Annotated in this window: 25 protein-coding genes; 8 read left to right on the forward strand and 17 right to left on the reverse strand. The window is 68.6% G+C overall.

Features of this window, described 5'->3' with window-relative positions:
* Nucleotides 1–12 precede the first annotated feature (12 nt).
* The 3 genes from SK095_RS05075 (at nucleotide 13) to SK095_RS05085 (ending at nucleotide 2952) form a co-directional block, all read left to right on the forward strand.
* Nucleotides 13–882: a LysR family transcriptional regulator gene (locus SK095_RS05075; RefSeq protein ID WP_320548104.1), complete on the forward strand. Its 870-nt coding sequence runs from the start codon at nucleotides 13–15 to the stop codon at nucleotides 880–882.
* A 97-nt stretch (nucleotides 883–979) separates the two neighbouring features.
* Complete coding sequence (gene ada, locus SK095_RS05080; RefSeq protein ID WP_320548105.1) at nucleotides 980–2053, forward strand: bifunctional DNA-binding transcriptional regulator/O6-methylguanine-DNA methyltransferase Ada; 1074 nt, start codon at nucleotides 980–982, stop codon at nucleotides 2051–2053.
* Nucleotides 2050–2952: a DNA-3-methyladenine glycosylase family protein gene (locus tag SK095_RS05085; RefSeq protein WP_218569044.1), complete on the forward strand. Its 903-nt coding sequence runs from the start codon at nucleotides 2050–2052 to the stop codon at nucleotides 2950–2952. Before ada ends, SK095_RS05085 begins: the two co-directional genes overlap by 4 nt.
* Before the next feature lie 53 nt (nucleotides 2953–3005).
* On the opposite strand, the gene SK095_RS05090 is transcribed toward SK095_RS05085, so the two are convergent.
* The 6 genes from SK095_RS05090 to SK095_RS05115 form a co-directional block, all read right to left on the reverse strand.
* Entirely contained in the window at nucleotides 3006–3932 is a 927-nt protein-coding gene (locus SK095_RS05090) for a D-2-hydroxyacid dehydrogenase (protein WP_136489494.1), read from the reverse strand.
* A gap of 165 nt (nucleotides 3933–4097) precedes the next feature.
* A complete protein-coding gene (arsJ, locus tag SK095_RS05095; RefSeq protein WP_136489495.1) occupies nucleotides 4098–5324 on the reverse strand; it encodes an organoarsenical effux MFS transporter ArsJ in 1227 nt (408 codons plus the stop codon).
* 213 nt (nucleotides 5325–5537) lie between these two features.
* Nucleotides 5538–6545, reverse strand: a complete 1008-nt coding sequence (locus tag SK095_RS05100; RefSeq protein ID WP_320548106.1) for an ArsJ-associated glyceraldehyde-3-phosphate dehydrogenase — start codon at nucleotides 6543–6545, stop codon at nucleotides 5538–5540.
* A 30-nt stretch (nucleotides 6546–6575) separates the two neighbouring features.
* Entirely contained in the window at nucleotides 6576–7073 is a 498-nt protein-coding gene (locus SK095_RS05105; protein WP_201487507.1) for a dual specificity protein phosphatase family protein, read from the reverse strand.
* 20 nt (nucleotides 7074–7093) lie between these two features.
* On the reverse strand, nucleotides 7094–7807 hold the full coding sequence (gene arsH, locus SK095_RS05110) for an arsenical resistance protein ArsH (RefSeq protein ID WP_201487508.1): 714 nt from the start codon (nucleotides 7805–7807) through the stop codon (nucleotides 7094–7096).
* A 28-nt stretch (nucleotides 7808–7835) separates the two neighbouring features.
* Complete coding sequence (locus SK095_RS05115) at nucleotides 7836–8192, reverse strand: metalloregulator ArsR/SmtB family transcription factor (RefSeq protein WP_320548868.1); 357 nt, start codon at nucleotides 8190–8192, stop codon at nucleotides 7836–7838.
* Between the two features lie 341 nt (nucleotides 8193–8533).
* Between SK095_RS05115 and SK095_RS05120 the strand changes: the two genes are divergently transcribed.
* Genes SK095_RS05120 through SK095_RS05135 form a run of 4 tightly spaced genes read left to right on the forward strand, consistent with a single transcriptional unit; the run spans nucleotide 8534 to nucleotide 12013 of the window.
* Entirely contained in the window at nucleotides 8534–9601 is a 1068-nt protein-coding gene (locus tag SK095_RS05120; RefSeq protein ID WP_320548107.1) for an ArsO family NAD(P)H-dependent flavin-containing monooxygenase, read from the forward strand.
* Nucleotides 9602–9656: 55 nt separating this feature from the next.
* Nucleotides 9657–10736, forward strand: a complete 1080-nt coding sequence (arsB, locus tag SK095_RS05125; protein ID WP_201487511.1) for an ACR3 family arsenite efflux transporter — start codon at nucleotides 9657–9659, stop codon at nucleotides 10734–10736.
* Between the two features lie 9 nt (nucleotides 10737–10745).
* Complete coding sequence (locus SK095_RS05130; protein ID WP_201487512.1) at nucleotides 10746–11750, forward strand: permease; 1005 nt, start codon at nucleotides 10746–10748, stop codon at nucleotides 11748–11750.
* 29 nt (nucleotides 11751–11779) lie between these two features.
* On the forward strand, nucleotides 11780–12013 hold the full coding sequence (locus tag SK095_RS05135; protein ID WP_201487513.1) for a thioredoxin family protein: 234 nt from the start codon (nucleotides 11780–11782) through the stop codon (nucleotides 12011–12013).
* A 9-nt stretch (nucleotides 12014–12022) separates the two neighbouring features.
* Here the strand turns inward: SK095_RS05135 and SK095_RS05140 are convergent, their stop codons facing one another.
* From SK095_RS05140 to SK095_RS05155, 4 genes are all read right to left on the reverse strand, one after another.
* Nucleotides 12023–12961: an electron transfer flavoprotein subunit alpha/FixB family protein gene (locus SK095_RS05140; RefSeq protein WP_201487514.1), complete on the reverse strand. Its 939-nt coding sequence runs from the start codon at nucleotides 12959–12961 to the stop codon at nucleotides 12023–12025.
* A gap of 1 nt (nucleotide 12962) precedes the next feature.
* Nucleotides 12963–13712 carry an electron transfer flavoprotein subunit beta/FixA family protein gene (locus SK095_RS05145; protein ID WP_201487515.1) on the reverse strand — a complete coding sequence of 250 codons (750 nt, stop codon included), beginning with the start codon at nucleotides 13710–13712 and terminating at the stop codon, nucleotides 12963–12965.
* A 180-nt stretch (nucleotides 13713–13892) separates the two neighbouring features.
* Nucleotides 13893–15548 (reverse strand): arylsulfatase, encoded by a 1656-nt coding sequence (locus SK095_RS05150; RefSeq protein ID WP_320548108.1) that lies wholly within the window; start codon nucleotides 15546–15548, stop codon nucleotides 13893–13895.
* 35 nt (nucleotides 15549–15583) lie between these two features.
* Entirely contained in the window at nucleotides 15584–16651 is a 1068-nt protein-coding gene (locus SK095_RS05155) for an SMP-30/gluconolactonase/LRE family protein (protein ID WP_320548109.1), read from the reverse strand.
* Nucleotides 16652–16850: 199 nt separating this feature from the next.
* Between SK095_RS05155 and SK095_RS05160 the strand changes: the two genes are divergently transcribed.
* The gene (locus SK095_RS05160) at nucleotides 16851–17807 is read left to right on the forward strand and encodes a p-hydroxyphenylacetate 3-hydroxylase reductase component (RefSeq protein ID WP_320548110.1); all 957 of its coding nucleotides are present in this window, start codon (nucleotides 16851–16853) and stop codon (nucleotides 17805–17807) included.
* Between the two features lie 53 nt (nucleotides 17808–17860).
* Here the strand turns inward: SK095_RS05160 and SK095_RS05165 are convergent, their stop codons facing one another.
* From SK095_RS05165 to SK095_RS05195, 7 genes are all read right to left on the reverse strand, one after another.
* Nucleotides 17861–19069 carry a multidrug effflux MFS transporter gene (locus SK095_RS05165; RefSeq protein WP_320548111.1) on the reverse strand — a complete coding sequence of 403 codons (1209 nt, stop codon included), beginning with the start codon at nucleotides 19067–19069 and terminating at the stop codon, nucleotides 17861–17863.
* 76 nt (nucleotides 19070–19145) lie between these two features.
* Nucleotides 19146–19991 carry an alpha/beta fold hydrolase gene (locus SK095_RS05170; RefSeq protein WP_320548112.1) on the reverse strand — a complete coding sequence of 282 codons (846 nt, stop codon included), beginning with the start codon at nucleotides 19989–19991 and terminating at the stop codon, nucleotides 19146–19148.
* 48 nt (nucleotides 19992–20039) lie between these two features.
* Nucleotides 20040–21071, reverse strand: coding sequence for a 4-hydroxy-2-oxovalerate aldolase (gene dmpG, locus SK095_RS05175; protein WP_320548113.1), 1032 nt, complete (start codon nucleotides 21069–21071; stop codon nucleotides 20040–20042).
* A gap of 11 nt (nucleotides 21072–21082) precedes the next feature.
* Entirely contained in the window at nucleotides 21083–22024 is a 942-nt protein-coding gene (locus SK095_RS05180) for an acetaldehyde dehydrogenase (acetylating) (RefSeq protein ID WP_320548114.1), read from the reverse strand.
* A gap of 23 nt (nucleotides 22025–22047) precedes the next feature.
* The gene (gene dmpE, locus SK095_RS05185; RefSeq protein ID WP_320548115.1) at nucleotides 22048–22836 is read right to left on the reverse strand and encodes a 2-oxopent-4-enoate hydratase; all 789 of its coding nucleotides are present in this window, start codon (nucleotides 22834–22836) and stop codon (nucleotides 22048–22050) included.
* 53 nt (nucleotides 22837–22889) lie between these two features.
* Complete coding sequence (locus SK095_RS05190; RefSeq protein ID WP_320548116.1) at nucleotides 22890–23336, reverse strand: heme-binding protein; 447 nt, start codon at nucleotides 23334–23336, stop codon at nucleotides 22890–22892.
* Nucleotides 23333–25750, reverse strand: coding sequence for an efflux RND transporter permease subunit (locus SK095_RS05195; protein WP_320548117.1), 2418 nt, complete (start codon nucleotides 25748–25750; stop codon nucleotides 23333–23335). Before SK095_RS05195 ends, SK095_RS05190 begins: the two co-directional genes overlap by 4 nt.
* Between the last annotated feature and the right edge of the window lie 24 nt (nucleotides 25751–25774).

Here is a 25774-nt window from a genome sequence, read left to right on the forward strand (position 1 = left end):
AAGGCGTGCCCCATGACCTTCCAGGACCTGCAGATCGACTGGCTGAAATGCTTCGTTGCCGTGGTGGATGCCGGCTCGCTGTCCGGCGCGGCGCCGGAAGTGCATCGCTCCCAGTCGGCCGTGAGCATGCAGCTCAAGAAGCTCGAGGCGGCCCTGGGCTGCCAGCTGCTAGTGCGCGGCCCCCGGCAGCATCAACTCACGGCGCAGGGGCAGTTGCTGCTGGGCTATGCGCGGCGGATGCTCGACCTGCACGCGGAAACCCAGGCGGCGTTCCATGGCGAGGAACTGGCCGGCCGCATCCGCCTGGGCGTCCCGGACGACTATGCCGCGCGTTACCTGACCCCCGTGCTCAAGCGCTTCGCGCCCCATCATGGCGCGGTGGAGATCGAGCTGAACTGCGAGCAGTCGACCGCGCTGATCCCCCGTGTCGAGCGGGGCGATCTCGACCTGGCGCTGGTGTCACGGGACCACCCCCGACACGGCACCCTGCTGTTCCATGAGCCGATGGTGTGGGTCGGTTCCGCCCAGTTCGAGGTCTGGAGACGCGACCCGCTGCCCATCGCGGTCTATGAAAGCACCAGCCTGGCCAGGCGCAGCGCCCTCAACTCCCTGGCCCTGCAGGGGCGCCGCTACAAGGTGGTGTACAACAGCTCGAGCCTGGCCGGGCAGATTGCCGCCGTCGAGAGCGGGCTGGCCGTCGCGGTGCTGACCCAGTGCAGCGCGCCCGCCGGCCTGCAGATCCTGGGTGGCGAACATGGCCTGGGACCGCTCGAACCCATGGAGGTCGCGGTGTATCGCAGCCGGGCCTCGCAGGGCTGCAAGGCCGTGGACAGCCTGCACAACCTGCTGATCAGGACGCTCAGGCATTCGGCGGCAGCCTGAAGGACGGCGCCGACGAATTCGAAAGCAAGACCCGGAGTGTGTCCGCCCCCGGCCGGGCCTACAGTAGGCAGCGTCGAACTCGTGGGATAATCCGGACATGTCCAAGCCAACCGAACAACCTGCTGCAGCGACCCTGTCCGACCCGCGCTGGGCCCGGGTGGTCGCCCGCGACCCGCAAGCCGATGGCCGCTTCTGCTACGCGGTGCGGACCACGGGCGTCTACTGCCGCCCCTCGTGCGGCTCGCGCACGCAGCGGCCGGAGAACGTCCGCTTCTTCGCCTCGGCCGCCGCCGCCGAGCGGGCGGGCTTCCGCCCGTGCAAGCGCTGCAAGCCCGACCAGGCGCCCCTCGCCGAGCGGCAGGCCGCCCTGGTGGCCGCGCTATGCCGGCAGATCGAGGCCGCGGACACGCCGCCCAGCCTGGCGGAGCTGGCGCGCGGCGCCGGGATGAGCGCCTTCCACCTGCATCGCCTGTTCAAGGCGGTCACCGGCGTGACGCCGAGGGCCTACGCGGCGGAACTCCGCGCCCGCAAGGTCCGCGCGACGCTGAGCGGCGGCGGCAGGATCACCGATGCGATCTACGCGGCCGGCTACAACTCGGCCGGCCGCTTCTACCAGGAGTCAACGCACCTGCTGGGCATGCCTCCCGGGAACTTCCGCGACGGCGGCAACCGGGCGGTCATCCGCTTCGCGGTGGGCGAGTGCTCGCTGGGCTCGATCCTGGTCGCCGCCAGCGAACTCGGCGTCTGCGCCATCCTGCTCGGCGACGATCCCGATGCCCTGGCCCGCGACCTCCAGGACCGCTTCCCCAAGGCCGAGCTGATCGGCGCGGATGCCGCCTTCGAGCAACTGGTGGCCACGGTCGTCGGCTTCGTGGAAATGCCCGGGCGCGGACTCGACCTGCCCCTCGACGTGCGCGGCACCGCCTTCCAGCAGCGCGTCTGGCAGGCGCTGCGGGAAATCCCGGCCGGCACCACGGCGAGCTATGCGGAAATCGCCCAGCGCATCGGCACGCCCAAGGCAGTGCGCGCCGTGGCGGGCGCCTGCGCGGCCAACGCGCTGGCCGTGGCCATTCCCTGCCATCGGGTGGTGCGCAGCGACGGCGGGCTTTCCGGCTATCGCTGGGGGGTGGAGCGCAAGCGGGCGCTGCTCGAGCGGGAGGCCACGCCGTGACCATCAAGCTTTCCTGCGCCATGGCGCTGGGCGCCACCTTCCGCCCCCAGGATATCCTGGCCTTCCATCGCCGCGACCCGCAGGCCATCGCCGAGCGGGTCGATGCGACCGCGCTGCACAAGGGCCTCGTCTGGGGCGATGCCGCGGCCTGCCTGTCCATCGAATTCCACCGCGACCGGGCACAGGCGTGCCTGTCCGTCGACGGCGCAGTGGCGGAGGCCGGACAGCCGGCCTTCGAGGCCATGGTCCGCCGCATGCTCGGCCTGGAGCAGGACGTGGAGGCCTTCGAACAGCGCCACCGCCGCCATCCCCAGCTCGGCCCCCTGATCGCCCGACAGGCCGGCCTGCGCGTGCCGCTCGCCGCCACCCCGTTCGAGGCGCTGACCTGGGCGATCACCGGCCAGCAGATCAGCGTCGGCGCCGCCGTCGCCCTTCGCCGCAAGCTGGTGATGGCGGCGAACGTGCGTCATTCCGGCGGCCTGCTGTGCTACCCGCAGGCTCCCCAGGTCGCCGGGCTGAGCGAAGCGACCCTGCGCCAGGCCGGCTTCTCGGCGACCAAGGCCGGCGCCCTGCTGACCCTCGCCAGAGGGGTGGTGGAGCAGCGCCTTCCCCTCGACGCCTGGATGCACACGCTCCCGGTGGAGGAGGTCCGGACGCAGCTTGAGGCGCTGCGCGGCATCGGCCCCTGGACGGTCAACTACGCGCTGCTGCGCGGTTTCGGCTGGCTGGACGGCTCGCTGCACGGCGATGCCGCCGTGCGCCGCGGGCTGCAGGCGCTACTCGGCCAGCCGGAGCAGGTCAGCGAGGCGCAGGCGCGGGCCTGGCTGGCGGAGTTCTCGCCCTGGCGCGCGCTGGTCGGCGCGCATCTCTGGGCGATGCAGTCCTCTGCCGCCTATTGAGCGAACCGACCCGGGCCGGGCAACGCCTTGCCGCGACCTTCGCCATCGGTGGCTCAGTAGGCGCCGGCGAAGTCGACTTCGCCGTGCAGCGCCTCGCCGGCCTGGTAACGCGCCAGGTTGTCGACGAACAGCCGGGCCAGTGCGGCCGGCACCAGCGGGCCGGCGATGTGCCCGGTCAGCGTCAGGCCTGGCGCGTCCCAGAACGGATGCTGCGCCGGCAGCGGCTCCTCGCGGAACACGTCGAGGACCGCGCCGGCCAGCAGGCCCTCCTGCAGGGCGTGCAGCAGCGCCGCGTCCACCACCGCGCTGCCCCGCCCCACGTTGACGAACAGCGCACCCGGCGCGACGGCGCGGAAGAAGCTTTCATCGTAGAGGTCGGCGGTCTGCGGCGTGTCGGGCAGGATGTTGACGATGTAGTCGGCTGCGCCGGCCTCGGCGTGCAGCGCGTCGAGCCCGGCGACGCGCTCGAAGTGCTCGAGCGGGCGCGGCCGGTGGGCGATGCCGGTCAGGCGCAGGCCGAAGGGCGCCAGCAGGCGGGCGACCTCGCGACCGATCTCGCCGGCGCCGACGATCAGCAGCCGGCGCCCGAACAGGCTGCCGGGAATCCGCGCATCCCACTGGCGCTGCCGCTGGCTTTCCCGGCGCGCCCGCAGCTGCTGCTCGTGCTCGAGCAGGTGGGCGAGCAGGTACTCGGCGATCGGCTGGCCGAACACGCCGACGGCGCGGCTCAGCCGGTAATCGCGGGGCAGATCGGCCGCCAGCAGCGGCCGGTAGCCCGCCCAGGTCGACTGCAGCCACTGCGGGCGCAGCCCGGCGCGCAGCAGCGGCACCAGCCGGTCCGGCTCGCCCAGCCAGATCGTGCAGCGGCGCAGCGCCTCCGGTGCGGCGTCCGCCGCGATCAGTTCGAGATCGCCGCACAGGGCGTGCAGCGCGGCGCGCAGTTCGGGGTTGCGGGCATCGGCGAGAAGGATGGGGCCCATCGCGGCGGCTCCTGAGGTCGGCGGGATCGACCCGCGACTATACGCGCGCACGCTGCGCCCCTGAAGCGCCGCGCACGCCATGTGGTCCGCCCGAGCCTGCTTCCTCGTCAGCCGCGCAGCATCGTCGCCTCGTCCTGATCCGCCCGGACTGCACCACTGTCATCGTCAGGCCGCGGCCACGGTGGCATGTCGCGGCAGGCCGATGGAAATCAGCGCGGCGAGCAGCACGAAGGCGCTGGACACCCACAGGCAGGCTTCGAGGCCCCAGGCCTGGAACACCCAGCCGGACAGCAGCGTGCCGATCAGCCGGCCGAGGGCGTTGGACATGTAGTAGAAGCCGACGTCCAGCGAGACCCCGTCCTCCTTGGCGTAGCTGACGATCAGGTAGCTGTGCAGCGAGGAGTTGATGGCGAACAGCGCGCCGAACAGCAGCAGGCCGCCGATCAGCACCGTCTGCGCGGAAAGCTCCGAGCCCAGGCCCAAGGCGATGGCCGCCGGCAGTCCGGCCAGCAGCGCCGCCCAGACGAAGGCCGCACGGCCGTCCGGCACCCTGCCGCTGCGCTTGCCGGTGAAGTACGGCGCGAACGACTGCACGAAGCCGTAGCCGATCACCCACACGGCGAGGAAGCCGCCGACCTGCCAGAAGTCCCAGCCGAAGCTGGCGGACAGGTACACCGGCAGGGCCACCACGAACCACACGTCGCGGGCACCGAACAGGAACAGCCGCGCGGCGGAAAGGATGTTGATCGCCCGGCTCTTCGACAGCAGGTCGCGGAACTTGGGCTTGCTCTTGGCCTTGCCGAGGTCCTTCTTCAGCGTCACCAGGCTGGCCAGCCAGATCAGCGCCAGCACGGCGGCCATGGCCAGTACCGCGCCGGTGAAACCCAGCGTCGTCAGCAGCGCACCGCCGAGGAAGAAGCCGACGCCCTTGAGCGCGTTCTTCGAGCCGGTGAGCAGCGCCACCCACTTGTACAGGGTGCCCTGCTGACTGTCCGCCACCAGCAGCTTGATCGAGCTTTTCGCGCTCATCTTGTTGAGGTCCTTGGCGATCCCGGACAGCGCCTGCGCCGCCATCACCCAGGGCACGGTGAGCATGGCCGCCGGCACCGTGAGCATCAGCAGCGCCGCCACCTGCAACCCCAGGCCGATGTTCATGGTGCGGTTGAGGCCCAGGTGCGCGCCCAGCCAGCCGCCGACCAGATTGGTGACCACGCCGAAGATCTCGTAGAACAGGAACAGCGCGGCGATCTGCAGCGGGCTGTAGCCGAGACCGTGGAAGTGCAGCACCACCAGCATGCGCAGGGCGCCGTCGGTGAGGGTGAAGGCCCAGTAGTTGCCGGTGACCAGCAGGTACTGGCGGATTTCGGGAGAGAGACGAGCAAGGGCGTGCATGGGGAAATCCGTATGGCAGATCGTGTAGGGGCGAATTGATTCGCCTGACGGAACCGCGCTGGCGAATGAATTCGCCCCTACTGGCCAGAAACCGTAGGGTGGGTTATGGCCTGCGGCCTGACCCGGCTAACACAGGCCGTAGGGTGCGCCGCGCGCACCGAGCAAGGAGCCCTGGTGCGCAGGGCGCACCCTACATAGGCGAGCGCGAGTTTCTCAGCCGGCCAGGCCGACCTTGCGGGCCAGCTCGACGGTGCGGTTGGCGTAGCCCCACTCGTTGTCGTACCAGGCGTAGACCTTCACCTGGGTGCCGTTGACCACCAGGGTCGACAACGCATCGATGATCGACGAGCGCGGATCGGTGCGGTAGTCGATGGACACCAGCGGGCGCTCCTCAAAGCCGAGGATGCCCTTGAGCGGGCCTTCGCTGGCGGCGGTCTTGAGCAGCGCGTTGACTTCCTCGGCGCTGGTGGCGCGCTCCACCTCGAACACGCAGTCGGTCAGCGAGGCGTTGGCCAGCGGCACGCGCACGGCGTGGCCGTTCAGCTTGCCGCGCAGCTCGGGGAAGATCTCGGCGATGGCGGTGGCCGAACCGGTGGTGGTGGGGATCAGGCTCATCAGGGAGGCGCGGGCGCGGCGCAGGTCCTTGTGCGGCTGGTCGAGGATGCTCTGCGTGTTGGTCAGGTCGTGGATGGTGGTGATCGAACCGTGGCGGATGCCGAGGGCCTCATGGATCACCTTGACCACCGGGGCCAGGCAGTTGGTGGTGCAGGAGGCAGCGGTGACGATGCGATGCTGCTCGGGATTGAACAGCTGGTCGTTGACGCCCATGACGATGTTCAGTGCGCCCGCCTCCTTGACCGGTGCGCTGACCACCACGCGCTTGACGCCCTGGTCCAGATAGGCCTGGAGGACGGCGACGGTCTTCATCTTGCCGCTGGCCTCGATCACCAGATCGCAACCCGACCAGTCGGTATCGGCGATAGCCTTGTTGGCGGTGACCCGGATGCGCTTGCCGTCGATCACTACGCAGTCGCCGTCGCTGCCCGCCTCATGCTGCCAGCGGCCGTGCACCGAGTCGAAATTGAGCAGATGGGCGTGGGTCGCCGCGTCGCCGGCCGGATCGTTGATCTGCACAAACTCCAGCTCCGGCCAGCCCCAGGCCGCGCGCAGGGCCAGTCGTCCGATGCGGCCGAAGCCGTTGATGCCTACCTTGATGGTCATGGTCTTGTTGTCTCCGTTCCCGGTGAAGGTTTATTCAGCGTCGAACTGGGCGATCCAGGCGGCATGCGCCGGATGCTGGATGGCCTTGGGGCGCAGGGCCTGGACCATGGCCACCGCTTCGCCGCGCGGCAGGCCACGGTCGATCAGGATGCGCGCGGCGATCAGCCCGGTGCGCCCGGAGCCGCCCTTGCAGTGGATGGCGATGCTGCGTCCTTCGCCGAGCAGGGCGGCGATGCGCTCGCGCGCCTGGCTCCAGGCGCTGGCGAAATCGTCCAGCGGCACCTGCTCGTCGGCCACCGGCAGGTGGAACCACTCTAGGTCGCGCGCGGCGCACAGTGCCGGCAGGTCGGCGGCCTGGTTCTGCTCCAGCTCGCTGGCCGGCATCAGGGTGATCAGCGCCTCGGCGCCGGCCGCCTGCAAGGTATCCAGGGCGTCAGCCACGCCGGTGTCCTTGCTGCCCGGGCACGGGGTGAAGATCAGTCGGCCGGAGCAGCCGGGGACGTCGAGGATGTCGTAGGGATGGGGCACGATGGGGTTTCCTTGGAGACTCAGATGGTGCGCAGGTTGACGCGGCGGGACAGCTCTTCGGCCGATTCCTTGCGCTCGGAGTAGCGGTCGACCAGGTAGTCGGCGCGCCCGCGCAGCAGCAGGGTGAACTTGACCAGCTCCTCCATCACGTCGACCACGCGGTCGTAGTAGGCAGATGGCTTCATGCGGTCGGCCTCGTCGAATTCGAGGAAGGCCTTGGCCACCGAGGACTGGTTGGGGATGGTGAACATGCGCATCCAGCGACCGAGCACGCGCATCTGGTTGACCGCGTTGAACGACTGCGAGCCGCCGCAGACCTGCATCAGCGCCAGGGTCTTGCCCTGGGTCGGGCGGATCGCGCCCATGCTCAGCGGAATCCAGTCGATCTGCGCCTTGAACACCGCGCTCATCGCGCCGTGGCGCTCCGGCGAACACCACACCTGGCCTTCCGACCAGAGCACCAGCTCGCGCAGCTCGCGGACCTTGGGGTGGTCCTCGGGCGCGTCGTCCGGCAGCGGCAGGCCGGACGGGTCGAAGATGCGCGTCTCGGCGCCGAAACGCTCGAGCAGGCGCGCGGCCTCCTGCACCAGCAGCCGGCTGTAGGAGCGCTCGCGGTTGGAGCCGTAGAGCAGCAGGATGCGCGGCTTGTGCTCGGGCAGGGCAGGCAGGCCGAGCCTGTCCGGGTCGGGCAGATCGAGCAGTTCGGGATCGATGTTGGGCAGGTCGTCGTGCATGGTGTCAATCCGGGCTGTCAAATGAGGGTCAGGCGCAGGCGCTGGTGCGCCCGGGGCGGTTGCGCATGCCCTCCAGGCGCTCGCTGTTCGGCCGCAGCCAGTGCTTGTTGGCCGCCAGGATGGTGCCGAGCATCTCGTGCACCCAGTCGGGCAGGTGCGGATGCAGGCGGTAGTACACCCACTGGCCCTGGCGACGATCCTCCAGCACGCCACAGCTGCGCAGCAGCGCCAGGTGGCGAGAGATCTTCGGCTGGCTTTCTTCCAGCGCCGCGGTCAGCTCGCACACACACAGCTCGCCCTCGCGGGCGATCAGCAGAGTCATGCGGGCCCGGGTCTCGTCGGCCAGGCATTTGAAAACCGTGGTGGGGGTCAGGTGCTCGACCATGGCAATCCTCTGCATTGTTGCTTCCGCGGCGCGGATGTCTCGGTACGCACGTGGAGGGGGTGACGACATTGCACGCGTGGCCGGTGACCGATCGGGTCGGCTCGCTTGAGAATGCGTTTTGGCGAATATATTATCAGCCATATATGAAGTAAAGCATGCAAGCACGGACAACTGCCGACCTCCGCATCAACTGTCTGGCTGCTGCATCCCCCTGCGACCGCATGCCGCTCCGGCAGAAAAAGCTCACATATTCGACTATTCGAATGTTAAGGTTTTGCCATCCCGGTGAACCCTGAGCGGCCCCAGTGGCCAGCGACCATCACGGACATGCGAGGCCCGGCATGCTGAACACCCCGACTACAGTGGACGTGCTTGTCATCGGCGGCGGCCAGGCCGCGCTGGCCACGGCCTACTTCCTGCGCCGCACCCAGCGATCCTTCCTGCTGCTCGACGAACAGGCCAGCCCCGGCGGCGCCTGGCTGCACGGCTGGGACTCGCTGCGGCTGTTCTCCCCGGCCACCTGGAGTTCGATTCCCGGCTGGCCGATGCCGGCCAGTGCATCCACCTACCCGACCCGCGCCGAGGTCATCGACTACCTGAGCCGCTACGAAGAACGCTACCAGCTGCCAGTGCTGCGCCCGGTGCATGTCGAGGCGGTCGAGCGCGATGGCGATTACCTGCGGGTACGCGCCGGTGAACGAACCTGGCGAGCCCGCGCGGTGGTCAGTGCCACCGGCACCTGGAGCCATCCGTACATTCCCGACTACCCCGGCCGCGCTGAGTTCGCCGGGGTGCAACTGCACTCGGCCCACTACGTCGACCCAGCCCCATTCGCCGGCCAGCGGGTGATGATCGTCGGTGGCGGCAACTCGGGCGCGCAGATCCTCGCCGAGGTGTCGAAGGTCGCCGAAACCCTGTGGATCACCCCCGAGCCGCCGCTGTTCCTGGCCGACGATGTCGATGGCCGCGTGCTGTTCGAGCGCGCCACCGAACGCTGGAAGGCCCAGCAGGAGGGCCGCACGGTCGAGCAGCCGATCGGCGGCCTCGGCGACGTGGTGATGGTCGAACCGGTGCGCGAGGCGCGCAGCCGTGGCGTGCTGGTCAGCGAAAGGCCGTTCAAGTGCTTCACCGAACACGGCGTGGAGTGGGCCGACGGCCGTCGTGCCGAGGTCGATGCGGTGGTCTGGTGCACCGGCTTCCGCCCGGCTCTGGATCACCTGAGCGCGCTGGGGGTGATCGAGGCCGACGGCAAGGTGGCCGTCGAGAATACCCGTGCGCTGAAGCAGCCGAACCTGTGGCTGGTCGGCTACGGCGAGTGGACCGGCGCCGCCTCGGCCACCCTGATCGGCGTGACCCGCACGGCGCGCAGTACGGTGAGCGAGATCGACGCAGCCCTCGGTGGGCACTGAATATCCGGCACTGCCTCTCGGCAGCCGGCATCTGCAAGAAAGGAAGGAAACATCGATGTCCAGCCCCTGTGAAGTGGCGGCCAGACAGGCCGCCGGCGCGCCGCTCGGCTTCTTCGAGCGCTACCTGACCCTCTGGGTGTTCCTGTGCATCGTCGCCGGCACCCTGCTCGGCCTGTACCTGCCCGCTGCGGCCCAGACGGTCGGGGCGCTGGAGGTGGCCCAGGTCAATATCCCGGTCGGCGTGCTGATCTGGGTGATGATCATCCCCATGCTGATGAAGATCGACTTCAGCGCGCTGCACGAGGTACGCCAGCAGAAGGCCGGCATGGGCGTCACCCTGTTCGTCAACTGGGCGGTCAAGCCGTTCTCCATGGCGCTGATCGGCTGGCTGTTCATCAAGGTACTGTTCGCCGACTGGCTGCCGGCCGGCGAACTGGACAGCTACATGGCCGGGCTGATCCTGCTCGGCGCCGCGCCCTGCACGGCGATGGTGTTCGTGTGGAGCAACCTGTGCAACGGCAACGCCAACTTCACCCTGACCCAGGTGGCGCTCAACGACCTGGTGATGGTGTTCGCCTTCGCGCCCATAGTCGCGCTGCTGCTCGGCGTGTCGTCGATTCCGGTGCCCTGGGACACCTTGCTGCTCTCGGTGGTGATGTACATCGTCATCCCGCTGGCCATCGCCCAGTTCATCCGCGCCCAATTGATGAAGCGTGGCGAAGCAGCCTTCCAGGCCGCGCTGGCGAAGGTCTCGCCGTTCTCCATCCTCGCCCTGCTGGCCACCCTGGTGCTGCTGTTCTCCTTCCAGGGCGAGGCCATCGTCGAACAACCGCTGGTGATCGGCCTGCTCGCCGTGCCGATCCTGTTGCAGACCCTGTTCATCGCCGCCCTCGGTTACTGGCTGTGCCGCAGCCTGAAGGTGCGCCACGACGTGGCCGGTCCCGCCACCATGATCGGCGCCTCCAACTTCTTCGAACTGGCGGTGGCGGTGGCCATCGTCCTCTATGGCTTCGACTCCGGCGCCGCGCTGGCCACGGTGGTCGGCGTGCTGATCGAAGTGCCGGTGATGCTCGCCCTGGTGCGCATGGTCAACCACAGCCGCGCCTGGTACGAGCGCGCCCTGCCGCGTCGCTAAGGAGCTTCCATGGAAATCTTCAAGTGGCTGAACGACCAGCTGCTGCGCATGGACTGGCTCTCCACCCTGGTACGCCTGCTGGTGGAAGACGTGTTCGGCCTGGACATGGCCAGCCGCCTCGGCGGCAGCCTGCACTTCTTCATCTATGACGTGATCAAGATCTTCATCCTGCTGTCGGTGCTGATCTTCGCCATCTCCTGGGTGCAGAGCTACTTCCCGCCCGAGCGTACCCGGCGGATTCTCGGCGGCATGCGCGGTTTCCGCGCCAATCTCACCGGCGCGCTGCTCGGCACGGTCACGCCGTTCTGCTCCTGCTCGTCGATCCCGCTGTTCATCGGCTTCACCAGCTCCGGGCTGCCGCTGGCGGTGACCTTCTCGTTCCTGATCTCCTCGCCGCTGGTCGACCTGGCCTCGATGATCCTGCTGGCCAGTGTCTTCAACTGGACGATCGCCCTGGCCTACGTGGCGGTCGGCATCGTGCTGGCGGTGCTCGGTGGCACCCTGATCGGCCAGGCGCGGATGGAGCAGTACGTCGAAGCCTTCGTCACCCGGCACAAGGCGCTCGACCTGCCGCAGGAGCGACTGACCCTGCGCGATCGCCTGAGCTACGCCCGCGCGCAGGTCGGCGAAATCATCCAGCGCGTCTGGCTGTACATCCTGATCGGCGTGGGCATCGGCGCCGCGATCCACAACTGGATTCCGGCAGAACTGATCGGCGCGGTGATCGGCCAGGACAACTGGTGGTCGGTGCCGGTGGCGGCAGTGGTCGGCGTGCCGATGTACGCCGACATCTTCGGCACCCTGCCGATCGCCGAGGCACTGGTGGCCAAGGGTGTCGGCCTCGGCACCGTGCTGGCCTTCATGATGGCGGTGACCGCGCTGTCGCTGCCCTCGCTGATCATGCTCAAGAAGGTGGTCAAGGCGCCGCTGCTGGCGCTGTTCTTCGCCATCGTGGTGGTCGGCATCATGCTGATCGGCTATCTGTTCAATGCCTTTGCCTACCTGTTCATCTGAACCGGCTCATACATCCCAGGAGAAACCTGATGATCATCAAAATCCTCGGTTCCGGCTGCAAGAAGTGCGTGACCCTCACCGAAAACACCCGGGCGGCGCTGGCCAGCCTCGGCCGCGAGGCCGAGGTGGTCAAGGTCACCGACTTCGCCGAGATCGCCGCCCACGGCGTGATGTCGACCCCGGCCCTGGCCATCGACGACAAGGTGGTCTCCGTGGGCAAGGTGCTCAGCCCCAGCGAGGTTGCCGCCCTCATCCAGGGCTGACCTGGCGCCCTACCCGGCGAGCACGCGTTCCAGCTCGGGTACGGCCTCGAACAGGTCGGCGACCAGGCCGTAGTCGGCGACCTGGAAGATCGGCGCCTCCTCGTCCTTGTTGATCGCCACGATCACCCTGGAGTCCTTCATCCCGGCCAGGTGCTGGATGGCGCCGGAGATGCCCACGGCGACGTACAGCTGCGGCGCGACTATCTTGCCGGTCTGGCCGACCTGCAGGTCGTTGGGCACGAAGCCGGCATCGACGGCGGCACGCGAGGCGCCCACGGCGGCGCCGAGCCTGTCGGCCAGGCCGTAGAGCAGCTGGAAGTTGTCGCCGTTCTGCAGGCCGCGGCCGCCGGAGACGACGATCCTGGCGCCGGTCAGTTCGGGGCGCTCGGACTTGGCCAGCTCCTCGCCGACGAAGGCGGAAATGCCGGCGTCACCGCCAACGGCAACCGCTTCGATGGCGGCGCTACCGCCCTCGCCCGCCACCGCGTCGAAGCCGGTGCTGCGCACGCTGATGACCTTGACGCTGGCCGAAGACTGCACGGTGGCGATGGCGTTGCCGGCGTAGATCGGGCGCTGGAAGGTATCGGCCGATACGATCCTGACGATCTCGGAGATCTGCTCGACGTCGAGCAGCGCGGCGACGCGCGGAAGGTAGTTCTTGCCGTTGCTGGTGGCCGGCGCCAGCACATGGCTGTAGGCGTTGCGAGCCAGCCCGACGATCAGCGGCGCGAGGTTCTCCGGCAACTGATGGGCGTAGGCCGGGACGTCGGCGAGCAGCACCTTGGCCACACCGGCGACCTGGGCGGCAGCTTCGGCCACCACACCACAGCCTTGGCCGGCGACCAGCACATGGATGTCGCCACCGATCTGGGTAGCGGCGGCCACGGTGTTGAGGGTGGCGGCAGCCAGGGCACTGTTGTTGTGTTCAGCGATTACCAGGATTGCCATCTCAGATCACCTTCGCTTCGTTCTGCAGTTTCTCGACCAGTTCAGCCACCGAGCCCACCTTGATTCCGGCCTTGCGCGCGGCCGGCGCCTCGATCTTGAGCACCCTGAGCGTGGAGGCGGTGGATACGCCGAGGGCGTCCGGGGTGACGGTCTCCAGCGGCTTCTTCTTGGCCTTCATGATGTTGGGCAAGGAGGCGTAGCGCGGTTCGTTGAGGCGCAGGTCGGTGGTGACGATGGCCGGCAGCGCAAGGGCCACGGTCTGCAGGCCGCCGTCGATCTCGCGGGTGACATTGACCTTGTCGCCAGTAACCTCGACCTTGGAGGCAAAGGTGCCCTGGGCGAAGCCGGTCAGCGCGGCGAGCATCTGCCCGGTCTGGTTGTTGTCGCTGTCGATGGCCTGCTTGCCGAGGATCACCAGCTGCGGCTGCTCCTTGTCGACCAGTGCCTTGAGCAGCTTGGCGACGGCCAGGGAGCCGAGCTCGGCGTCGCTCTCGACCAGCACGGCGCGGTCGGCGCCGAGGGCCAGGGCGGTGCGCAGCTGCTCCTGGGCGGCGGCCGGGCCGACCGAGACCACCACCACCTCGCTGGCGATGCCCTGCTCCTTGAGGCGTACCGCTTCCTCCACGGCGATCTCGCAGAACGGGTTCATCGCCATCTTCACATTGGCCAGATCGACGCCGGAGTGGTCCGCCCTGACACGGACCTTGACGTTGTAGTCCAGCACCCGCTTCACGGTCACCAGAATCTTCATCACCACCTCGCTCGTTGCTGTCATGCCCGGACGGGCTTGCCTGTGGCACGGATTATCGACAGCCGCGCCCAGCGTTGAGGAGGCAAGGCGAGCGAAGGGGGCGTTCAGCTTTGCTGCAGAATCCGCCGCGGCGCCAATGCAAGAGGCCCCCGATGCGGGGGCCTCTTCGCCAGCAAGGATTCAGCTGCCGGGCGGTGGCTCGACCACCCCTGCCCAGTCCACATAGCGCCGCCACTGGGCCTTGAGTTCCTCGACCTTCTGCGGATGGCGGGCGGACAGGTCGGTGGTTTCGCCGCGATCCTCGGCCAGGTTGTAGAGCTTCCATTCGTAGGGCCGGTCGGGCAGCGGCGGACCGCTGTGCGGGGCGCGGGCGGCCACCAGTTTCCAGTCGCCGTCGCGCACGTAGGCCTGGCCGAACAGCTCGCCAACCACCTGTCGCGGCGTGTCGGCCCGTCCGCCGGCGAGCATGGCCAACAGCGAGCGCCCGGTCATCGGCGCCTTGGGCGCTCCCCGGTAGCTGTCGCCGGGCAGCGGCAGGCCGGCCACCTCGAGGAAGGTCGGCGCCAGGTCGTCGACCCGGCCGAAGCCGCCGAGGATGCGCCCGCCCCCGCCGCCCATGGCCGCCGGCAGGCGCACGATGGTCGGCACGGCGATGCCGCCCTCGGCGGTGGTGCCCTTGACCAGACTGAACGGCGTCGCGCTGACCTCGGCCCAGCGGTAGCCGTAGTTGATGTTGGAGCCCCGGCGGCCGATGTTGGCCAGCGAGTCGTCGGTCATGCCGTCGCCCGGCGAGTAGCCCTTGGCGTGGTCCTCGCCGGCGGCGCCGTTGTCGGACATGAACACGATCAGGGTGTTCTCGTATTCACCGATGCGCTTGAGGTAGTCGATCAGCCGGCCGATGTTCGCATCCAGGTGCTCGACCATGGCCGCGTATACCTCCATCTTGCGCGCCTGCACCGCCTTCTCCGTAGCATCGAGCTGCTGCCACTGCGGGCTCGGCACGCTCGCCGGCGCAGCGGCGACGAACTGCGGATCGACCAGCCCGAGCCGTTTCAGGCGCTCGATGCGCTCCTCACGGATGGCGTCGTAGCCGGCGGCGTAGCGGCCACGGTACTTGTCGATGTAGGCCTCGGGAGCGTGCAGCGGCCAGTGCGGCGCCGTGTAGGCGGCGTAGGCGAAGAACGGCTTGCCGCTCGCTCGCCCGGACTCGATGTAGTCGATCAGCTTGTCGGTGTAGAAGTCGCTGGAGAAGAAGTTCTCCGGCAGCTCGACGGGCTTGCCGTCCTCGCGGTAGCTGACGTTCTCGACCCGCACCGTCGAGCCCGGCAGCGGCTTGAAGTGGCTGGCGCCGCCTTCGAGCAGGGTCAGCGAGCGGTCGAAGCCCCAGGCGTGCGGCCCCTGGTCGTCGGCCTTGCCCAGGTGCCACTTGCCGGCCATGTAGGTGACATAGCCGCCGTCCTTGAGCAGCCGCGGCAGCGAATGGGCGCGCCCATTGAGATGCCCCTCGTAGCCCGGACGGCCCTGCAGGGACTTGGCGAAGGGCAGCACCTCGGCCATGGTGCCGAGGCCGACCAGGTGGTTGTCGGTGCCGGACATCAGCATCGCCCGGGTCGGCGAGCAGGTCGGCGCGGCGTAGAAGTCGGTCATCCGCACCCCCTCCCCGGCCAGTTGGTCGAGGCTCGGCGTCTCGATCTCGCCGCCGAAGCTGGCGAGGTCGGAGAAGCCCAGGTCATCGGCGAGGATCAGCAGGATGTTCGGCTGCTCGGCCGCGGCGGTGCCGGCCGGCAATACGCAGGCCAGCAGGGCGGCACCGGCCGCCCGCTTGAGTCGTTTCATGAAATGTTCCCGTTGTTCTTGTTGGCCCAGTCTGCTCACTCATCCGCCTGGGTGGATTGCAGGCGCAGCAGACGATCCCCGGTATAGGAGCCGACATAGAGTACCCCGCCGGCGTCGACCGCCACCGAGGCGCCGGCCAGCACGCCCTCCTTCGCCGCGAACAGCTCGCGGTTCTCGCCGCTCTGCGTATCCACGGCAGACACCTTGAAGCCCACCGGGCAGTGCTCGACATGGCTGGCGAAGCAGCGCTGGAAGGCGCCGACGTCGTCGATGCCGGCGCCGAGCAGGCGGCCGTCCGCGCCCCAGCTCAGGTTGTCGACCATGTAGCCGACCGGGACCCGCGCCAGCGGGCGTTTTTCCTGCAGGTCGAACTGGCGAATCTCTCCAGCGGTCCAGGCGGCGAACCAGGCATGCCGACCATCGGCCGACACCTGCACGCCGTTGGGGAACGGCGCCTCGCTGCCCTCGACCTTGGCCAGCGACTGCCCCGGCGCCCAGCGCATCAGGTAGCCGGTGTCGCGACCGTCGAGCAACTGCTCGAGCGGCAGCGGCGGCGCCATGCTCGGCGACTCGAACATCACGGTGGCGACGAAGCCGCCATCGGGGGTGGCCGCCACGTCGTTGAAGCGGCCAATCTCCTGCTGCTCGACGCAGCCGCGCCAGTACGCCTGCCAGTCGCCGCCATCCGCCACCAGTTCGACGAACTCGACGGCTTCGCGACCGCTGTGGTTGACCACCAGCAGCTGCTGGCGGCCATCGGCACGCGGCGCAAGGTGGATGCCATGGGCGCCGGGGGCCTGCGGCGGCGCGCTACAGCCCGCCTCGCCCCAGCCTTCCTGCGGCGCGATCTGCAGCGGCAGGTCGCGTGCCGTCTCGCTCTGCAGGTCCATGATGCGCAGGCGCGAAACCTGCTGGCCGGCCAGGCCGGGGGTGATGCTCATGATCAGCTGGCGGCCGTCCGGAGTGAGTTCCAGATCCTCCGGCGGGGCGATGCCGCAGACCGGCTGGAAGCCTTGCCCCGGCGTGCAGGGCGGAGCGGCGGCGAAGGCGGCAGTACCGAGCAGCGAACAGGCCATGATGGCGGCGGGATGGATCCTGGGCACGGGCAACTCCTTTGACTTTGCAGGCATGGTTCACGGCAAAGCTACCAGCCGGGCAGCGGGCGACCAGACAAACGAAGCGAACGGTGCTTTCGCTTTAACGTCGATGAAGCCGCCGGCCGGGTTGGCCAGAATGACCTTACCTCGACAACCAGACGGATCTCGCGCAGGCAGCGGCGCAGAAGGATCCCAGGAGAGCCACATGACAAGTGCAGACCACAACCTCGATCCCAGCCTCGATCCCCGCCAGTTCCGCCGCGCCCTCGGCAACTTCGCCAGCGGGGTGACCATCGTCACCGCCTGCGGCGCCGACGGCCACAAGGTCGGCGTCACCGCCAACAGCTTCAACTCGGTCTCGCTGGAGCCGCCGCTGATCCTCTGGAGCCTGGACAAGCGCTCCAGCGCCTGGGAGGTGTTCCAGGACGCCAGCCACTTCGCGGTCAACCTGCTGGCCGCCGAGCAGATCGCCCTGTCCAACCACTTCGCCCACCCGCAGGAAGACAAGTTCGCCGGCATCGAGCACAGCGCAGGGCTCGGCGGCGCGCCGCTGTTCGACGGCTGCGCCGGCAACTTCCAGTGCAGCCAGTTCCAGCACGTCGACGGCGGCGACCACTGGATCATGATCGGCAAGGTGGAGCGCTACGAGGACCACGGCCGCGCGCCGCTGGTCTACCACCAAGGCGGCTACGCCATGGTTCTGCCGCATCCGCGCGGGCGCAAACCGCAGGACAGCGAGGCGAGCGAGAGCCGCGACCTGCTCAACACCCGCCTCGGCGACAACCTGTTCTACCTGCTGATCCAGGCGGTCAACGCCTGCCATCCGCGCTTCGTCCAGGAGAACCTGGCGCTGGGCCTGCGCAACAGCGAGGCACGCCTGCTGCTGGTGCTGGACAGCGCGCCCAACGCCAGCCTCGCCGAACTGCAGCAGGCCGCCGCCATGCCGGCGCAGGAAGTGGAGGAAGCCCTGAGTGCCCTGCAGGAACGCGGCTACCTGCAACCGGCCGGCACGCGCCACGAGGTCAGCGCCGCCGGGCACGCCAAGCTGGAGGCGCTGTGGGCCACGGTGAGCAAGGCGCAGCAGGACATCTTCGGCACCCTCAGCGATGGCGAGCTGGAAGTGTTCAAGAAGGCGCTGCGCCTGGGCATGGCCAGCCGCTGATCCATCCCGCGCGGGGCCGCCCGGCCCCGCGCTTCTCCCTCCTCACCAACCCGTCAGGCACCGGCCTCCTGCGCCGGCTCGGCCAGCGGCTCGGCGCGCAGACGCCAGGCCAGCAGGCCGGCGACATTGAAGCCGAACACCACCAGCGCCAGCGGCAACAGGCTGCCATCGTGCAGCCGGCTGACCAGCAGCCCGGCGAGCATGCCCATGCCGAAGGTGAGGCTGACGTGCAGCGCCGACGCCTGGCCGGCGCGCGCACCCTGCTCGGCCATCGCCAGCGCCGTGGCGTTGGGACCGACCAGGCCGACGCTCGACACCAGCACGAAGAACGCCGGCAGGATCAGCCACAGCCCGCTTAAACCCACGAGCTGGTTGAGCACCAGCAGGCTGCCGGCCAGCAGCGGCGCCCAGAGCACTCTCGGCAACAGTTGCTGCGGGCTGAACCGACGCAGCAGCAGGCGCACCAGTTGGCTGGCCAGCACCAGGCCGATGGCGTTGACGCCGAAGAACAGGCCGAAGCGCTGCGGCGATACCCCGTGCAGCTCGATCAGCACGAACGGCGAGCCGACGATGTAGGCGAACATCGCCCCGGTGGTGCAGGCCTGGCTCAGCGAAGGGCCGATGAAGCGCCTATCCCGCAGCAACTGACCGTAGCCGCTCAGCACCGGGCGCAGCGCCAGGCGCGTGCTGCGCTGGGCAAGACTCTCGTCGAGCACCGTCAGCAGGCCGAGCAGGCAGAAGGCGCCGAAGCCTGCCAGGGCCAGGAAGATCGCGTGCCAGCCCCACAGCGCCAGGACCAGGCCGCCGGCCAGCGGCGCGAGCACCGGCGCCACGCCCATCACCAGGGTGATCAGGCTCATCACCCGGGCGGTCTGCTGCGCCGTGCAGCGGTCGCGGACGATGGCCACCACCAGCACCGCACTGGCGCAACCGCCCAGTCCCTGCACAAAGCGCCAGCCGCACAGCTCGGCGAGACTGTCGCTGCCGACCAGCAGCGACGCCAGGGTGTACAGGGACAGGCCGAACAGCAGCGGCGGCCGGCGGCCGAAACGGTCGCTGATCGGCCCGTAGCAGAGCATGCCGAGCAGCATGCCGACGAAGTAGGCGGAAAAGCTCAGCTCCACCTCGCCGGGCGCCAGCGTCAGCGCCGCCTGGATCGCCGGGAAGGCCGGTAGGTACATGTCGGTCGACATCGGGGCGATGGCGGTCAGGGTGCCCAGCAGCAACAGCAGCATGAGCGGTACGTCTCTGGTCGAAGTCACGGACAAGCCTTCTCCTTTTTCGTAAACGCAAAAGGGGAGGCAAGCCGCCTCCCCCTCGGTCCTGCTCAGTCGCGGTTCAGTGCTTGAGGAAGTCGATCACCAGGCGGTTGAACGCCGCGGCGTGCTCCCACTGCGCCCAGTGGCCGCACTGGCTGAACACGTGCAGGCGCGAGTCGGGGATGCCGTTGAGCAGCTTGAGGCTCCAGTCGATGGGCACGAAGCGGTCGTCGCGGCCCCAGGTGATCAGCGTTTTCGCCTTGATGCCCGGCAGGTCGGCGCTGAAGTCGCCGAAGTTGAACTGGCTCAGCTCGACGCTCTTGAGGAAGTTCTCCAGGTGCAGCGGGTTGGCCAGGATGCTGTTCAGGCGCAGCTGGATCAGCTCCTCGGTCAGCGTGCTGGGGTCGTAGACGAAGACGTTGAGCATCTTCTTCAGGTTGTCCAGGGTCGGCTCGCGGTAGACCTGGAACAGCAGCTTGATGCCCTCCATCGGCAGCGGGGTGAACAGGCTGGTCTTGCCGACGCCGCCGGCGCCCATGAGGATCAGCTTGTTCAGCCGCTCGGGAAACTCGACGGCGAAGGCCAGCGCGCTGCCGCCGCCCATCGAGTTGCCGATCAGGTGCGCGCGGTCGATGTCCAGCGCGTCCATCAGGCCCTTGGTGTAGCGGGCGTTGACCACGAAGCGCGGCTCGGCGCTGAGGATCGGGTCGGATTTGCCGAAGCCCGGGCAGTCGAGCAGGATCACCCGGTAGCCGGCCTCGACGAAGGCGTCGACGTTGCGGTGGAAGTTGGCCCAGCCGGTGGCGCCGGCGCCGGAGCCGTGCAGCATGATCACCACTTCGCCGCTGCCGGCGTCGTTGTAGTGCAGGCGCAGGTCGCCGACCTGGACGAAGTGGCTGGTGTTGTCCTGGGTGTACTGGCTCATGGTTGTTTTCCTTGTTGTTCGATGTTGAATTGCATGCGAATGGGAAACTCAGTGGCCCTTGCCTGCCGCCAGCAGGTCGAGGGCCACGTCGACGATCATGTCTTCCTGGCCGCCGACCATGCGCCGGCGGCCCAGCTCGACGAGGATGTCGAGGGTCTTCAGGCCGTACTTGGCCGCCGCCACTTCGGCGTGGCGCAGGAAGCTCGAGTAGACGCCGGCGTAGCCGAGGCCGAGGGTCTCGCGGTCGACGCGCACCGGGCGGTCCTGCAGCGGACGCACCAGGTCGTCGGCGGCGTCCATCAGGCGGTACAGGTCGGTGCCGTGGTTCCAGCCCAGGCGTTCGGCGGCGGCGATGAACACCTCCAGCGGCGCATTGCCGGCGCCGGCGCCCATGCCGGCCAGCGAGGCGTCGATGCGGTCGCAACCCTCCTCCACCGCGGCGATGGAGTTGGCCACGCCGAGGGACAGGTTGTGGTGGGCGTGCATGCCGGTCTGGGTCTCGGCATTCAGCACCGCCTTGAACGCGCGCATGCGGTCGCGGATGTCGTTCATGTTCATCGCGCCGCCGGAGTCGGCCATGTAGATGCACTGCGCGCCGTAGCTTTCCATCAGCTTGCCCTGGGCGGCCAGCTGCTCGGCCGGGATCATGTGGCTCATCATCAGGAAGCCGACGGTGTCCATGCCCAGGCTGCGCGCGTATTCGATGTGCTGCTTCGACACATCGGCCTCGGTGCAGTGGGTGGCCACGCGCACCGAGCGGGCGCCGGCGTCGTAGGCGGCCTTGAGGTCGTGCACGGTGCCGATGCCGGGCAGCAGCAGCACGGTGATCCTGGCGTGCTTGATCACGTCGGCGGTGGCCTCGATCCACTCCAGGTCGGAGTGCGCGCCGAAGCCGTAGTTGAAGCTCGAGCCCTGCAGGCCGTCGCCGTGGGTGACTTCGATGGAATCCACCTTGGCCTGGTCCAGGGCGCGGGCGATGTCCTGCACGTTCTGGATCGAGTACTGGTGGCGCACGGCGTGGCTGCCGTCGCGCAGGGTCACGTCGGAGATGTACAGCTTCTTGCTCGGGTCGAAGGTCATGGCGCTTCTCCTCAGCCGTTGATCATGGAAAGCGCCATGCGCTCGGCGGTGGCCAGCGCGGCGGAGGTCATGATGTCGAGGTTGCCGGCGTAGGCCGGCAGGTAGTGGGCGGCGCCTTCGACTTCGAGGAACACCGAGGTCTTGAGACCGGAGAACTTGCCATGGCCCGGGATGGTCAGCGGCGCGTCCTCGGGTATCACGTCGAACTGCACCTTCTGCTTCAGGCGGTAGCCCGGCACGTAGGCCTGCACGGCCTGGGCCATTTCCTCGACCGAGGCTTCGACCTTGGCCTGGTCGACCGCTTCGGACAGCACGAACACGGTGTCGCGCATGATCAGCGGCGGCTCGGCCGGGTTCATGACGATGATCGCCTTGCCCTTGGCGGCGCCGCCGATCACCTCGATGGCCTTGGAGGTGGTCTCGGTGAATTCGTCGATGTTGGCGCGGGTGCCCGGGCCGGCGGATTTCGAAGCAATGGAAGCGACGATCTCGGCGTAGTGCACCTTGGCCACGCGCGATACCGCGGCGACCATCGGGATGGTGGCCTGGCCGCCGCAGGTGACCATGTTGACGTTGGTCGCGGCGAGGTTTTCTTCCAGATTGACCACCGGCACGCAGTACGGGCCGATGGCCGCCGGGGTCAGGTCGATCAGGCGGATGCCAGGCTTGAGCGAGCGCAGGAAGGCGTCGTTCTTGACGTGGGCGCCCGCGCTGGTGGCGTCGAACACGAAGTCGATGTCCTGGAACACGTCCATGCGGGTCAGGCCCTCGACACCCTCGTGGGTGGTGGCCACGCCCATGCGCGCGGCGCGGGCCAGGCCATCGGAGGCCGGGTCGATGCCGACCATGGCGCCCATTTCCAGATTCTGGCCGTGGCGCAGGATCTTGATCATCAGGTCGGTGCCGATGTTGCCCGAGCCGACGATGGCGACTTTCAATTTCTTGTTGTTCATCGGGATTTCCTTGTGGATGTCGCTCAGTCGAAGCGGATCGAGCAGTTGCCGATGCCGGTCAGGGTCATGCGCAGCTGGTCGCCGGCCGCCACCGGCACCATGGCCGACAGCGCGCCGGAGAGGATCACCTCGCCGGCCTTGAGGCCCATGCCCAGGCGGCCCAGGGTGTTGGCCAGCCAGGCCACGGCGATCACCGGCGAGCCCATGGTCGCGGCGCCAGCACCGGTGCCGACGATGCGGCCGTTCTTCTCCAGCACCATGCCGGTGGTGAACAGGTCCAGCTGGCGCGGGTCGACCAGGCGGTCGCCGAGCACGAACACGCCGCAGGAGGCGTTGTCGGCGACGGTGTCCTGGATGCGGATCTTCCAGTCCTGGATGCGCGAATCGACGATCTCGAAGCAGGCCATCACGCCCTCGGTGGCGCGCAGCACGTCGGCCACGGTGACCCCCGGCCCGACCAGGTCGTGCTTGAGCACGAAGGCGATCTCGCCCTCGGCCTTGGGCTGGATCAGCGAGGCCATCGGCACGCTGGAGCCCTGGTCGACGATCATGCGGTCGGTGAGCTGGCCGAAGTCCGGCTGGTTCACCTTGAGCATGTCCATCACTGCCTGGCTGGTGACGCCGATCTTCTTGCCGACGATGCGCTCGCCCTGCTCCAGGCGGCGGGCGATCAGGCGCTGCTGGATGGCGTAGGCATCCTCAATGCCCAGTTGCGGGAAGCGCTCGGTCAGCGGCGCCACCGCCTCGCCGCTGCGCAGCGCGTTGAACAGTTCGTCGCCCAGCGCCGCGATGTCGAAGGAAGTGCTGTTCACGGGGTGGTTCTCCTCTGCGGGGAAACTGCGGAATGGATTGAGAAAGTGCAGGCTCATGCGATGGCGTGACATCCGGCGGCGGCGCACTCGATGTCCTGCTCCTCGCTGGCGCCGGACACGCCGATGGCGCCGACCAGCCGGCCGTCGACCAGCAGCGGGAAGGCGCCGCCCATCGGCACCATGCGCGGACGCAGCAGCAGGCAGGTGCGCACGTGGTCGGGCGCGCAGCTCATCAGCTCGCCGAGCGCCCCGGTGGGCATGGAGAAGGACACCGCTGTCATCGCCTTGTCCTGGGCGATGTCGATGGTGTGCAGCGGCGCCTGCGGCAGGCGGGAGAAGGCCAGCAGATGGCCGCCGGCATCGACCACCGCGACGCTGACCCGCAGGCCACGCTCCTCGGCGTGGCGCAGGGCGGCGGCGATGGCCTGGTGGGCTGCCGGCAGGCTCAGCGGGTCGCCCAGGCGCTGGCTTGCTGCGCCGGGGTTGGGGTGCAGGCTCATGCCGGCACCTCCTGGCCGCTGGCGCAGCTCTCGGGCGCCGCCGGCCTGAGCATGAAGCAGGCCAGCGCCGGGACCAGCACCAGGGCCACCAGCATGTTGCAGAGGAACATGAAGGTCAGCAGCACGCCCATGTCGGCCTGGAACTTGATCGGCGAGAAGATCCAGGTCACCACGCCGAGCGACAGTGTCAGGCCGGTGAACACCACCACCCGCCCGGTGAACTGCAGGGCCCGGGCGTAGGCCTCGGCCAGCGTGGCGCCGCGCTTGAGCCAGAACAGGGTGACGCTGAGGATGTACAGCGCGTAGTCGACGCCGATGCCGACGCCCAGGGCCACCACCGGCAGGGTCGCCACCTTGAGGCCCATGCCCAGCTTGACCATCAGCGCCTCGGCCAGCAGCGAGGTGAGGATCAGCGGCAGGATGGCGCAGACCACCGCACGCCAGCTGCGGAAGGCGGCGAAGCACAGCAGGGTCACCGCCAGGTAGACGCCCAGCAGCATCTGGCCGTTGGCCTCCTTCACCACGATGTTGGTGGCGCTCTCGATGCCGGCATTGCCCGCCGCCAGCAGGAAGCGCGCGCGCTCGTCGTCGTACTCGGCGGCGAAGCGCTCGGTGACCGCCACCACGTCGCTCAGCGTGTCGGCCTTGTGGTCCTTGAGGTAGGCGTACACCGACAGCAGGTCGCAGGTGTCATTGAACAGCTCGCGCGGCGAGCGGATGGCGGCGGCGTTGATCATCGCCTGGTTGGGCAGCAGCTCGTTCCACTTGAGGTTGCCCTCGTTCATGCCGACGTTGATCTTGCGCGCCAGCCCGGCGATCGAGCTGGTGCCCTCGACGCCCGGCAGCTGGCGCAGGCGCCACTCCAGCTCCTCGACCTTGCGCAGGGTGGCGTAGTCGATGCACTGGCCGGCCGGGGTGTCGACCATCACCACGAACACGTCGCTGCTGGCCTGGTAGTGGCTGATGACGAACTGATTGTCGCGGTTATAGCGCGAGTCGGCGCGCAGCTCGGGGGCGCCCGGATCGAGGTCGCCGACCTTCAGCTCGCGGCCGACCAGCAGCGCGAACAGGCCGATGCCCAGCGCCACCAGCAGCGCCAGCGCCGCCGGCCGCGGGCCGGTGAAGCGCTCGAACACGCCGAGCAGGCGCGGGCCGCCCGCCTCGCCCGCTTCCAGCTTGAGGCTGCGCGCGGCGGCGACCGGAGAGACGCCGGTGTACGACAGCATGATCGGCAGCAGCGCCAGGTTGGTGAACACCAGGATGCCCACGCCGACGCTGGCGATGATCGCCAGCTCCTGGATCACCGGCACGTCGACGATGGTCAGCACGGCGAAGCCGACCACGTCGGCGAGCAGCGCGGTCATGCCGGCGGCGAACAGGCGGCGGAAGGTGTAGCGCGCGGCGATCAGCTTGTGGGTGCCGCGGCCGACGTCCTGCATGATGCCGTTCATCTTCTGCGCGCCGTGGCTGACGCCGATGGCGTAGACCAGGAACGGGATGAGGATCGAGTAGGGGTTGAGCTCGTAGCCCAGCAGCGGCAGGCAGCCGAGCAGCCAGATCACCCCGACCAAGGTGCAGCCCTGCACCACCAGGGTGCTGCGCCAGCAGCGGGTGAAGTAGTAGAGGATCGCCGTGGTGATCAGCACCGCCACGGCGAAGAAGCCGAGCACCGCTTGCAGGCCGGCGATCAGGTCGCCCATCACCTTGGCGAAGCCGATGATGTGGATGTCCACGCCCTTGGCCTGGTAGCGGCTGCGGATCTGCTCGAGGGCGTCGGACAGGGTCTGGTAGTCGAGCGCCTGGCCGGTCTTGGGGTCGATGTCCAGGAGCGGCACATGGACGATGGTCGAGCGCAGGTCGCGCGCCACCAGCTGGCCGATCTCCCCGGAGCGCTCGACGTTGGCGCGCAGGATCGCCAGGCTCTCGGCGCTGCCGTCGAAGCCGTCCGGCACCACCGGGCCGCCGTCGAAGCCCTCCTCGGTGACGCCCTGCCAGCGGGTCAGCGGCGTCCACAGCGACTTCATGAAGGCGCGGTCGACGCCCGGCACCAGGTACAGGTCGTCGTTGATCTGGCGCAGGGTCTCCATGTACTCGGCGCTGAAGATGTCGCCCTCGCGCCCGTCCGGCACCGCCACGGCGATGCGCACGGCATTGGCAGTGCCCTTGAGCTCGTCGGCATGCGCGAGGAAGTTGAGCACGAAGGGATGGTTGGCCGGGATGGTCTTGAGGAAGCTGGCGTTGAGGCGCAGCCCGGTCGCGGCGACCGCGAACAGCAGCGTCAGCACCAGACAGACGCCGATCACCAGGCTGCGATGGTTGAACAGCAGGCGCTCCAGGCGGTTGCCCGAATGCCTGTCGAAATCCGCAAGGGATGCGATGGCGGCGAAATCGTCGGTGGAATGTCCGATAGCCATGTTATTGACCTCTTGTTATTGACC

This window comes from Pseudomonas sp. AN-1 (assembly GCF_034057115.1).
Classification (GTDB): domain Bacteria; phylum Pseudomonadota; class Gammaproteobacteria; order Pseudomonadales; family Pseudomonadaceae; genus Geopseudomonas.